At 60.9% G+C, this 11,608-nt stretch carries 12 protein-coding genes; 5 read left to right on the top strand and 7 right to left on the bottom strand.

The window, feature by feature from the left end; all coding sequences use genetic code 11:
* Positions 1-45 precede the first annotated feature (45 nt).
* Positions 46-576 (bottom strand): hypothetical protein, encoded by a 531-nt coding sequence (locus tag NCHU2750_RS07545; RefSeq protein WP_119939877.1) that lies wholly within the window; start codon positions 574-576, stop codon positions 46-48.
* Positions 577-807: 231 nt separating this feature from the next.
* On the opposite strand from NCHU2750_RS07545, the gene NCHU2750_RS07540 reads away from it, so the two are divergent.
* From NCHU2750_RS07540 to NCHU2750_RS07525, 4 genes are all read left to right on the top strand, one after another.
* Positions 808-2,019 (top strand): NADP-dependent isocitrate dehydrogenase, encoded by a 1,212-nt coding sequence (locus NCHU2750_RS07540; RefSeq protein WP_119939876.1) that lies wholly within the window; start codon positions 808-810, stop codon positions 2,017-2,019.
* Between the two features lie 71 nt (positions 2,020-2,090).
* Positions 2,091-2,546: a GNAT family N-acetyltransferase gene (locus NCHU2750_RS07535; protein WP_119939875.1), complete on the top strand. Its 456-nt coding sequence runs from the start codon at positions 2,091-2,093 to the stop codon at positions 2,544-2,546.
* 202 nt (positions 2,547-2,748) lie between these two features.
* Positions 2,749-3,087: a hypothetical protein gene (locus NCHU2750_RS07530; protein ID WP_119939874.1), complete on the top strand. Its 339-nt coding sequence runs from the start codon at positions 2,749-2,751 to the stop codon at positions 3,085-3,087.
* A 135-nt stretch (positions 3,088-3,222) separates the two neighbouring features.
* The gene (locus NCHU2750_RS07525; protein ID WP_119943081.1) at positions 3,223-3,579 is read left to right on the top strand and encodes a hypothetical protein; all 357 of its coding nucleotides are present in this window, start codon (positions 3,223-3,225) and stop codon (positions 3,577-3,579) included.
* A 76-nt stretch (positions 3,580-3,655) separates the two neighbouring features.
* Here the strand turns inward: NCHU2750_RS07525 and NCHU2750_RS07520 are convergent, their stop codons facing one another.
* Positions 3,656-4,141, bottom strand: a complete 486-nt coding sequence (locus NCHU2750_RS07520; protein WP_245480358.1) for a hypothetical protein — start codon at positions 4,139-4,141, stop codon at positions 3,656-3,658.
* A 174-nt stretch (positions 4,142-4,315) separates the two neighbouring features.
* On the opposite strand from NCHU2750_RS07520, the gene NCHU2750_RS07515 reads away from it, so the two are divergent.
* A complete protein-coding gene (locus NCHU2750_RS07515) occupies positions 4,316-5,074 on the top strand; it encodes a bestrophin-like domain (protein WP_119939873.1) in 759 nt (252 codons plus the stop codon).
* A gap of 17 nt (positions 5,075-5,091) precedes the next feature.
* Here the strand turns inward: NCHU2750_RS07515 and NCHU2750_RS07510 are convergent, their stop codons facing one another.
* From NCHU2750_RS07510 to ftsW, 5 genes are all read right to left on the bottom strand, one after another.
* Positions 5,092-6,714 (bottom strand): ABC-F family ATP-binding cassette domain-containing protein, encoded by a 1,623-nt coding sequence (locus NCHU2750_RS07510; RefSeq protein ID WP_119939872.1) that lies wholly within the window; start codon positions 6,712-6,714, stop codon positions 5,092-5,094.
* Positions 6,715-6,912: 198 nt separating this feature from the next.
* Positions 6,913-7,887 (bottom strand): UDP-N-acetylmuramate dehydrogenase, encoded by a 975-nt coding sequence (gene murB / locus NCHU2750_RS07505; RefSeq protein WP_119939871.1) that lies wholly within the window; start codon positions 7,885-7,887, stop codon positions 6,913-6,915.
* Positions 7,884-9,299 carry a UDP-N-acetylmuramate--L-alanine ligase gene (gene murC, locus NCHU2750_RS07500; protein WP_119939870.1) on the bottom strand — a complete coding sequence of 472 codons (1,416 nt, stop codon included), beginning with the start codon at positions 9,297-9,299 and terminating at the stop codon, positions 7,884-7,886. The genes murB and murC overlap by 4 nt, the downstream gene beginning before the upstream one ends.
* Entirely contained in the window at positions 9,296-10,435 is a 1,140-nt protein-coding gene (gene murG / locus NCHU2750_RS07495; RefSeq protein ID WP_119939869.1) for an undecaprenyldiphospho-muramoylpentapeptide beta-N-acetylglucosaminyltransferase, read from the bottom strand. Before murG ends, murC begins: the two co-directional genes overlap by 4 nt.
* A gap of 15 nt (positions 10,436-10,450) precedes the next feature.
* Positions 10,451-11,605 carry a putative lipid II flippase FtsW gene (gene ftsW / locus NCHU2750_RS07490; protein ID WP_119939868.1) on the bottom strand — a complete coding sequence of 385 codons (1,155 nt, stop codon included), beginning with the start codon at positions 11,603-11,605 and terminating at the stop codon, positions 10,451-10,453.
* Between the last annotated feature and the right edge of the window lie 3 nt (positions 11,606-11,608).

Below are 11,608 nucleotides of genomic sequence, written 5' to 3'. Positions count from 1 at the left end.
TATGGGCCGAAGGAAAGACCGGACCCGCCAGGCTAAAATCCGGCATCATTCGCCCTTGGCGATCGACTGCATTTCCTCGATGACGGAATCGGTTTCGCCGTCGGCGACGCGATGGATATCATCGATCACCGGCTTGCCGCCTTCGTCGATGACGTCGAAATGCACTTCGGAGACGCTATCCTTCAGGCTGGCATCGTCGAGGCAGGTCCATTGCTTGAACGTGACCTTGACGTCGGTCTTGCCGCTCACCGGCGCAGCGGCGTCCATGGTGATGTCCTTCAGCGGACAGCCATCCTGTGACGCGGTGATCACGTCATAACCGAAGGGATCTCCCGGCTGGCCATCTTCCGTTTCATAGGCCGGATGCTTGGCGGCCTCGGCATAGACGGACTGAAAATTCTTGCTGAACAGCCTCGCCAGCGGATCCGGATCGAAGATGAACTTGAAGTCGCTGTCGGCGCTCGTCCAGTTGTCTTCGGTGGTCTTCATGACCTCCTTGACCGGCGCCGGAACGTCGGCAGCCATCGTGATCGTGGACAGGAGCGAGAAGGCGAGCGCGAGCGGCAGTGTCCGCATGGTGGCAATCCGGATTTGAGCTGATATCGGGCGGACATTACCGCTGCTTTGGCATTTGGCAATGGCCAATCGTAACGCACAAATTCTTGTTCACCCAAGCCGGCTAAAATCTCCTCCACGGGCCGCAAATCCGGTGCGCACGCCTTTGCGTTCTTGCACTGCGATGTTATAGCGCAACCCGTTGATCATTTTATGGGCCGTATGTGGCCCGCTCACGACAAGAGGAAGTCCATGCAGAAGATCAAGGTAGCCAACCCGGTCGTCGATCTCGACGGCGATGAGATGACCCGTATCATCTGGCAACTGATCAAGGACAAGCTGATCTTGCCCTATCTCGATCTGGATATCGAATATTACGATCTTTCCGTCGAGAACCGCGATGCCACCGACGACCAGGTGACGGTCGATGCCGCCAATGCCATCAAGAAGCACGGCGTCGGTATCAAGTGCGCCACCATCACTCCGGATGAGGCCCGCGTCGAAGAATTCAAGCTGAAGAAGATGTGGAAGAGCCCGAACGGCACGATCCGCAACATTCTCGGCGGCGTCATTTTCCGCGAACCGATCATCATGCAGAACGTGCCGCGCCTCGTTCCGGGCTGGACCAAGCCGATCATCGTCGGCCGTCACGCTTTCGGCGACCAGTATCGCGCCACCGATTTCAAGTTCCCCGGCAAGGGCAAGCTGTCGATCAAGTTCGTCGGCGACGACGGCCAGACCATCGAGCATGACGTGTTCGACGCGCCGTCCTCGGGCGTTGCGATGGCGATGTACAATCTCGACGATTCGATCCGCGATTTCGCCCGCGCTTCGTTCAACTACGCCCTGCAGCGCGGCGTGCCCTGCTACCTGTCGACCAAGAACACCATCCTCAAGGCCTATGACGGCCGCTTCAAGGATATCTTCCAGGAAGTGTTCGATGCCGAATTCAAGGCACAGTATGACGAAGCCAAGCTCTGGTACGAACACCGCCTGATCGACGACATGGTCGCTTCGGCGCTCAAGTGGTCCGGCGGCTATGTCTGGGCCTGCAAGAACTATGACGGCGACGTACAGTCCGACATCGTGGCGCAGGGTTTTGGCTCGCTCGGCCTGATGACCTCGGTTCTGATGACGCCGGATGGCAAGACGGTCGAAGCCGAAGCCGCACACGGCACGGTCACCCGTCACTACCGCCAGCACCAGAAGGGCCAGGAAACCTCGACGAACTCGATCGCCTCGATCTTCGCCTGGACCCGTGGCCTGGCTCACCGCGCCAAGCTCGACAGCAATGCCGAACTGTCGAAATTCGCCGACACGCTGGAAAAGGTCTGCATCGACACGGTCGAAGCCGGCTTCATGACCAAGGACCTCGCGCTCCTCATCGGTCCGGACCAGCCGTGGCTCTCGACCACCGCATTCCTCGACAAGATCGACGAAAACCTGAAGAAGGCGATGGCGTAAGCCTCATTCTTCGGATTAGACTTGGACGGCGGGGTTTTCCCCGCCGTTTTCTTTTATGAGGAGGCTCAGACATGTCAGCCAGTCGTCCGATCGAAATCCGGCCGCTCGCCCCGTCCGATCGCGAGGCATGGCAGCCACTGTTCGAGGCCTATATTCGCTTTTACGAATCGGAACTGCCGAAGGAACAATACGACCTGACATGGGCGCGTTTCTTCGATCCGGCGGAGCCGATGCATGCGCTGGGCGCCTTCGACGAAGGCACGCTCGTCGGCATCGTGCACGCTGTCTTCCATCGCTCGACATGGCTGCCGGACACGACCTGCTATCTTCAGGATCTCTATGTGGACGAAAGCCAGCGCGGTCGCGGCCTCGGCGAGGCGCTGATCGAGAAGGTGGCGCTTCTGGCGCGCGACAAGGATGCCGGACGGCTCTACTGGCTGACGCAGGAAAAGAACGATTCCGCCCGCCGCCTCTATGACCGGGTGGCCGTGGCACCGGGTTTCATCCAGTATCGCAAGCCGCTTTAGGTGGATCGCCCTGTCGCCTGAACACGCATCCGGGCAATTCCTGCGGAAAAGACCAGGCGGCCCGCAGGCAACATCCAGCCGATATGACCTCGATCCCGACACGGTTAACGCCGGGATTCATCATGAATCCAGTCCGCGATTGCAGCAATATAAGCTTATGCTAATTTTTCTTTCAGCCCGCTGATGGGCTGGGAGGCTAATAATGAAAAGACTGATCCGTATCGCCGCAGGCGTGTCTGCGGCCGTTTTTGTCTCGGCCGGCGCTTCGCAGGCCGAGGATCTCACATTCATGCTGACCAATGACACGGATGGTGTTCTGGAGCGCTTCTACACGTCCCCTGTCGGCATCGACGACTGGGAGGAGGATGTCTTCGGCAAGGACGTGCTGAAACCAGGCGACAGCATGAAGATCACCATTTCCGATGGTCGACGGGTCTGCAAATACGACCTGCGCTTCGAATTCACCGAGGATTCGGGCTATGAGGACATGGAGGATTCACAGGATCTGTGCGCCATGGGGTCCTACACGATCCATCAGTAGGGCCGCAGGCAGATGCCGCGTCACATCACCGAGCCGTGTTAAAGGAACCGGTTTTGTTCAAGATACGTTAAGGCAGAGGGGCGCATTGTCGCAAATCGAAGCGCCCGGACAGACCGGCGCGTGAGGACTATGCAGATGAAGAAAATCGTTGTTTCCGCAGTTTGCGCGGCAATCGCCGCAAGCGCTGCGCTCATGCCTGCCACCGGTGCAATGGCACAGTATCGCGACCCGCCGCCACCCGGCTGGGACCACCACCATCGCCCGCCACCGCGCGATGACCATCATCATCACCACGGCAACGCCGGCGGCGTCATCGCCGGTGGTCTTGCAGCCGGTGTCGTCGGCGGCCTGATCGGCGGCGCGATCGCAAACAGCGGCCCCCGCTATGTCGAGCCGCCACCGCCGCCGCCGCGTTGCTGGTTCGAAGACCGTCGCGTCGAAAACGCCTATAACGGCGGCTGGCACACGGAGTCGGTGCGCGTCTGCCGCTAAGAGCGATGACCACCACGATCTTGAAAAGCCGCGCCCAGCGCGGCTTTTTTCGTGTCGGGCCGATGACGGCGGTCGCCTATTTCCCCGTCTTATGCCGGGCATAAGCCACGCAGTTGTCGACCATGCTGACGCAGAGGCCGTTCAGGTCGGTCCGTGTATTGTTGTCACCGGCATATTCGACATCATCGACCTTGCCCTTGGCAAAGCGGAACTGGGTGCTGCAATTGCCGCCGGAATTGACGCTTGCCGAGGAGTTGACGGCAGGGATGGCGCCAAACAGCGTTATAGCCGGATTGACGACGTTCCAGCTGCCGCGCGGCATGTCGGCGCGATAGGCCCAGATCGAGCCACCATCGGCGGTGGCACTGGTGGCGGTCGGGAAGCCGGCGCACATGCGTATGTCGTCCTGGTCCAAGCCGACCAGTTCCTTGCGGGCTTCCGCGGTTGTCGCGTTTTCACCGATGACCCGCGATGTGTCCGGCGGGATCGAGCAAGCAGCAAGCAGAATACTCAAAATCGACAGCCGGGCGAGCGCCCGCAAATTCCATATCTGAAAAGCCATAAAGCATCATCGTCCCATACACTTTCAATAAGCCGCCCGAACCCTATGGCGACCTAGCTAGAGGCGAGACGAGATCAATCAAGACCGAAATCATCGATAGGCGGCACCACGGTCGGTTTCATCTTGTCCGATCGATGCGACGGCCTAGATTCCGATGGGCAGCGAGGTCCATGCATGTCTCAAGGACTGACAATAGCGATCACGACTTTCGTCCTTTTAAGCGCGGCATCCTGCTTCACGATGCATTTTCATCAGAGACTACGGCCAGCACACAGAAGCGAAGAAACAAATGTCATCATCAGGCTGGTGGCCAATATCTTCGTCGTGATGACCTCACTCGTCTTCGGTCTTATGATCAACTCATCGAAAAACACATTCGAAAGCCTGGACAGCAATGTGCATGCGTATGCGACACAGTTGATCCTGTTCGACCGGTCACTCCGATTCTACGGAGATGGCGCAGATAATGTGCGTCAGGGGCTCGCCGTCTATCTCCAGCATGCGATCGCTGATCCTAGCCGTGCCGACGACGCGGTGCAGCACCGCCGCAACGAGGCGGAACAACGGCTGACGGAGGTTGCCAACGAACTCAATCTGGTTGCCGCGGCCGACCCTGCCCGCCAGGCGTTGCTCGATGACCTGAGACAGCAATATCGCCGGATCGTGGAAAAGCGCTGGATGATCGTGGAACAGGAGGCTGGTCTCATCCCGCGGCCTGTTATTGGCATGCTCGTGGCGTGGCTGATTCTGATTTTCGCCAGTTTCGGCTATCGGGCGCCGAAAAACACCGTCATCTTTATCGTGTTCAACGTCGCGTCGCTGCTTATGGCAACATCAATCTATCTTGTTCTCGACATGGATTCGCCGTTCACCGGATTGGTCCAGATTTCGGATGCCCCCTTGCATCGCGCGCTTGCTGAAATGACGAACTGAAGGGAGGCCTGTGTTGATCAGGCCACGAGGCCCGGCGCCTCGTAGCCGGTGCGCTCGACATATTCGCGGTAGCCGCCATCATAGCGATGGATGCCCTCGGCGGAGACTTCCAGCACGCGGTTGGAAAGTTCGGAGAGGAAATGGCGGTCGTGGCTGACGAAGAGCATCGTGCCTTCGTATTCCGACAGCGCCTTGATCAGCATTTCCTTGGTGTCGAGATCGAGGTGGTTGGTCGGCTCGTCGAGGACGAGGAAATTCGGCGGATCGAAAAGCATGGCGGCCATGACGAGGCGGGCCTTTTCGCCGCCCGAAAGTACACGGCACTTCTTCTCGACGTCATCGCCGGAAAAGCCGAAACATCCGGCGAGCGTGCGAAGCGCGCCCTGGCCTGCGCGCGGAAATTCCGATTCGAGCCATTCAAACACGGTCTGTTCGCCATCGAGCAGGTCCATGGCGTGCTGGGCGAAATAGCCCATCTTGACGCTGGCGCCGATCGCCACCGAGCCCTGATCCGGCTCGGCCGACCCTGCAATCAGCTTCAGCAGCGTCGACTTGCCGGCGCCGTTGACGCCCATGATGCACCAGCGTTCCTTACGGCGGATGGCAAAATCCAAGCCTTCATAGATCGTCTTGGTGCCATAGGCCTTGTGGACGCCCTTGAGGTTGGCGACATCCTCGCCGGAGCGCGGCGGAGCCTGGAACTCGAAGGCGACCGACTGGCGGCGCTTCGGCGGTTCGACGCGCTCGATCTTGTCGAGCTTCTTCACCCTGCTCTGCACCTGTGCCGCATGGGAGGCACGTGCCTTGAAGCGCTCGATGAACTTGATTTCCTTCGCCAGCATGGCCTGCTGGCGCTCGAACTGGGCCTGCTGCTGCTTCTCGTTCTGGGCCCGCTGGCCTTCATAAAAGGCGTAATCACCGGCATAGGTGTTGAGCGAGCCGGCATCGATCTCGATGATCTTGTTGACGATGCGGTTCATGAACTCGCGGTCGTGCGAAGTCATCAGCAGCGCGCCGTCATAGCCTTTCAAAAACTGTTCGAGCCAGATCAGGCTTTCGAGATCGAGATGGTTCGACGGTTCGTCGAGCAGCATCACGTCCGGGCGCATCAGCAGAATGCGGGCGAGCGCCACACGCATCTTCCAGCCGCCGGAGAGCTTGCCGACATCGCCGTCCATCATCTCCTGGCTGAAGGAGAGGCCAGCCAATACTTCGCGGGCGCGGCTTTCCAGTCCGTAGCCGTCGAGTTCCTCGTAGCGCGCCTGAACCTCGCCATAGCGCTCGATGATCTCGTCCATCTCGTCCATGCGGTCGGGATCGACCATGGCGGCTTCAAGTTCGCGCAATTCGGCGGCAACGGCGCTGACCGGCCCTGCCCCGTCCATCACCTCGGTGACAGCGCTGACGCCCGACATTTCGCCGACATCCTGATTGAAATAGCCGATCGTGACATTCTTCTCGACCGAGACCTGGCCCTCGTCGGGAATTTCGCCGCCGGTGATCATGCGGAACAGCGTCGTCTTGCCGGCGCCGTTCGGGCCGACAAGGCCGATCTTCTCGCCGCGATTGAGCGCTGCCGATGCCTCGATATAGAGGATACGGTGGCTGTTCGACTTGCTGATATTTTCGATGCGGATCATGGCGGCCGGGTCTCTTGACGAATTCGGCCTGCCTTATGTCATGCGAAAGGCCCGCTGTCTCGGGGTTTTCGCAGATGCGAACGGCTATTTGCCGGTGCGAACGTCGCCCTGAGAGCACAGCGCTTTGGTCCAAGGGCATGACCAAAGCGCAAAAAAATCAGGCCCGCACCATATATAGGCGCGGGCCTGGCTGTCTGCTTACTCGGTCGTGGCGCCCTGGAAGGGCTTCACCTCGCGCCCCGGCATGAATTTGCCGAGCCGCTTGATTTCCCATTCGAGCTTGATGCCGCTGTCCTCGAATACGCGCTGGCGGACCATTTCGCCGAGATATTCGAGATCGCAGCCGGTCGCATGGCCGATATTGATCATGAAGTTGCAGTGAAGCGACGACATCTGGGCGCCGCCATTCATCAGGCCGCGGCAGCCGGCATCGTCGATCACCTTCCAGGCGGAATGGCCCTCCGGGTTCTTGAAGGTCGAACCGCCGGTCTTTTCCTTGATCGGCTGCACCGTCTCGCGATGCTGGCGCACCGCATCCATATCGGCACGGATCTTGGCGCGATCTTCCGGATAGCCCTCGAACACCGCATGGGTGAAGATCAGGTCCTTGGAGGCGCCGCAGTGGCGGTAGCTGTAGCCCATATCGGCATTGGAGAGCACATGCTGGTTGCCCTGACGGTCAACCGCATGGACTTCCACGACACGTTGCGCCGTCTCGCCGCCATTGGCGCCGGCATTCATGCGAAGCGCGCCGCCGATCGAGCCGGGAATGCCGTAATAGAAGGCAAAGCCGCCGATGCCGTTATCCATGGCCATGGCGGCGATATGCTTGTCGGGGCAGATCGCGCCGGCACGGATACGGTTTTCGCCGACGAGCTCGACCTGACCGAAGCCCTTGGCCGAGAGACGCACGACGACGCCCGGAATGCCGCCGTCACGGACCAGCAGGTTCGACCCCACGCCGATCACCGTCAGCGGCACGCTTTCGGGCAACAATTTCAGGAATGTCACGAGGTCGTCGACGTCATGCGGCTGGAACATCAGTTCCGCCAGACCACCCGCCTGGAACCATGTGACGCGATCCATCGGCGCATCCGGCGTCAGACGCCCGCGCAACTGGTTGACCCCCTCCCCGAGTGAGGCCAGCAGCTTTTCCCCATCTACCTGCTTCATACTGACTGTCCTGCCATGCTCTGCAGTTCCTTCGGCAAGGATGCCGCCCACTGCGTAATATTACCTGCTCCCAGAAGAACCACGAAATCACCCGGTTTCGCAATGCCTGAAACAATCGATGCCAGTTCCGTTGGTGATGCCATGTAGCGCGCGTCACGATGGCCGCCGGCACGGATGCGCGACACCAGCGCCTCGGAATTGGCGCCTTCGATCGGATCTTCGCCCGCGGCATAGACCGGTGCCAGAATGATGCTGTCGGCATCGTTGAAGCAGGTGGCGAAGTCCTCGAACAGGCTCGACAGGCGCGTATAGCGGTGCGGCTGATGGACGGCGATGATGCGACCATTGCAGGCCTCACGCGCCGCCTTGAGCACGGCCTTGATCTCGACCGGATGGTGGCCATAGTCGTCGAAGACCGAGACGCCGTTCCAGGTTCCGGTCAAGGTGAAGCGCCGCTTGACGCCGCCGAAAGCCGCGAGCCCCTTGCGGATCGCCTCTTCGGAAATACCGAGGCGGTTGGCGACCGCGATCGCCGCCGTCGCGTTGGAAATGTTATGGCGACCCGGCATGGGCAGGGTCAGGTCCTTGAAGTTGAACACCCGGCCGGTGCGGCGGCGGCGGATCTCGACGTCGAAGGTCGCCTTGGTGCCGTCCATGCGGATATTGGAGAACCGCGCATCGGCCTGCGGGTTCTCGCCATAGGTGACGACCTTGCGGTCCTCGATCTTTCCCACCAGCGCCTGTACTTCCGGATGGTCGATGCACAGAACACCGAAGCCGTAGAAGGGCACGTTCTCGACGAACTGGCGGAAGGCCGCACGTACGGCATCGAAATTGCCGTAGTGATCGAGATGTTCCGGGTCGATATTGGTAACGACCGCGACTTCGGCCGGGAGCTTCAGGAAGGTGCCGTCCGATTCGTCGGCCTCGACCACCATCCACTCGCCCTCGCCCATGCGGGCATTGGTGCCGTAGGCATTGATGATGCCGCCATTGATGACGGTCGGATCGAGGCCGCCGGCATCAAGCAGTGTCGCGACCATCGAGGTTGTGGTCGTCTTTCCATGGGTGCCGCCGATGGCGATCGCATTGCGGAAGCGCATCAGCTCGGCGAGCATTTCGGCACGACGGACAATCGGCAGCGATTTTTCACGCGCGGCGATCAGTTCCGGATTGGTCTTCTTGATGGCGGTCGAGACGACGACGACTTCGGCGTCACCGAGATTTTCCGCCTTGTGACCGACAAAGACCTCGATGCCCTTGTCGCGCAGGCGCTGGACATTGGCGCCATCGGACTGATCGGATCCCTGGACGCGATGGCCGAGATTGTGCAGCACTTCGGCAATGCCGCTCATGCCGATGCCGCCGATGCCGATGAAATGTACGAGGCCGATGGCCTGGGGCATCTTCATGCCTGAACTCCACTACTATTCTTTTTCTTGTATTCGGTGATCGGGCGCTTTTCTGCAATAGCGATGACGAGATCTGCAAGACGCAAGGTTGCATCCGGCTTGCCCGCCTTCTTCGCGGCGGCCGCCATGGCCTCCAGTCGTTCGGGCTCGTTCATTGCCTGGGCGATCAGGGCTGAAAGCTTCTCCGGTGACAGTTCCGACTGCTGAACGACCTGCGCTCCGCCTTCGGCTACGAGCGCCGCCGCGTTTGCTGCCTGATCATGATCGAGCGCGTAAGGGTAAGGCACAAGGATTGCCGGGCGACCGATCACGGCGATTTCGCTGACCGTCGAGGCGCCGGAGCGGCAGATGACGAGATGGGCCTCGGCGAGCCGGTCCGCCATATCGGAGAAGAAGGGGGCGATATCGGCCGGCGCATTCAGCTTGGCAAAGCAGGAGGTGACGCGGTCCTTGTCTTCCGGGCGTGCCTGCTGGGTGACGATCAGCCGATCGCGCTGCCCGGCGTCGAGCAGGCTGAGTGCCGTCGGCACCGCGGAGGAGAAGAACTGTGCGCCCTGGCTGCCGCCGAAGACGACCAGACGGAAGGGCTCCGCGCCGCGCGAAACAATGTAAGGGATTTTTGCCGCATCGAGGATCGGCGGGCGGACGGGGTTTCCGGTGACAACCGTCTTGTCGGAATATTCGCCGCGACCTTCGGGGAGGAAGCCGCCGGCAATCGCCACGACGCGTTTTGCCAGCGCCTTGTTGGCGCGGCCCATGACGGCGTTCTGCTCGTGGATCATTGTCGGGATGCCGAGCCCGGTCGACGCGAGAAGCGGCGGCACGGTCGGATAGCCACCGAAGCCGACGACCGCGACGGGTCTCAACCGCGTCATCAGTTTGCGGGCGGTGCGAAGGCCCTTCCACAGCGTGAGCGCCGTCTTCGCCATGGCGAACGGGTTTTTCGAGGCGAAGGTCGCGGATGGCACGACATGGATGTCATCGGCCGGGAACTTTCCGGCAAAACGCTCGGCGCGGCTGTCGGTCACCAGATGGACCGAATAGCCCTGGCGGCGCAGTTCATGCCCGAGTGCCTCGGCCGGAAACAAGTGACCGCCGGTTCCTCCGGCGGCCAGAACGATGATACCCTTGCTCATTCAATCACTCCGCGGTCACTCGGCCGGCACGCCCTGGGCCACCTTGAACAGGCTGCGATCCTGGGCCCGCTTTTCGGGGCGGTGGCGCGTCAGCGCCAGGATGAAGCCGGCGGTAACGCAGATCGCCACCTGGGACGAGCCACCATAGGAAATCAGCGGCAGCGTCATGCCCTTGGCCGGCATCAGCTGCAGGTTAACACTGATATTGATCATCGACTGCATGCCGATCTGCAGGACGAGGCCCGCGACGGCAAAACGGTTGAAGTCGTTGCGCTCCTTAAAGGCATGATTGAGGCCGCGCAAGACGATGAAGGCGAAGATCAGGACCAGCGCCATGCAGAAGACGATGCCGAATTCTTCCGCCGCGACGGAAAACACGAAGTCGGTATGGCTGTCGGGAAGGATGCGCTTGACGATGCCCTCACCCGGCCCCTGGCCGAACCAGCCGCCGCGCACGATCGCCTCATGGGCGGTCTCCACCTGGAACGTGTCGCCTTCGCCGGTCAAGAACTTGTCGAAACGGGCAGTCACGTGCGGCAGCATGTAATAGGCGGCGACAAGGCCACCGGCGCCAAGGCCGCCGAAGACGATGATCCACAGCCAGGGCATGCCCGACATGAAGAACATGCCGCCCCAGACGACGCTGGTCAGAACCGTCTGGCCAAGGTCGGGCTGGGCAATCAGCAGCGCGCCGACGGCGCCGAAAAGAATGATGGCAAACAGGTTTCCGGGGATTTCGGGCTGCCTCGCATGCTCGGAAAACAGCCAGGCGCAGACGACGACGAAGGCCGGCTTCATGAATTCGGAGGGCTGGACAGAGAGCGCGCCGATGCCGATCCAGCGCCGCGATCCCTTCACTTCGACGCCGAAGAAAAGCACCAGCACCATGAGCGCGAGGGAGACGGCGAGAAGAATGATGGCTGTGCGCCGCACCTGCCGCGGCGTCAGGAAGGACAGGCCGAGCATCACCGCCAGAGACGGGATGATGAACAGCGCATGGCGTTCGACGAAGTGGAAGGGCGGCAGGCCGATGCGTTCCGCCACCGATGGCGATGCGGCAAACGACAGCATGAAGCCGATGCCCATCAGGAGAATGAAGGCCGCCAGGAAGAAGCGGTCAATGGTCCAGAACCAGTCTGCGAGCGGTCCTCGGTCTGCGCGGCTTACCATCGT

The sequence above is a fragment of the Neorhizobium sp. NCHU2750 genome (genome assembly GCF_003597675.1).
Taxonomy (GTDB): Bacteria; Pseudomonadota; Alphaproteobacteria; order Rhizobiales; family Rhizobiaceae; genus Neorhizobium.
This window is presented reverse-complemented; position numbering and strand designations above follow the sequence as displayed.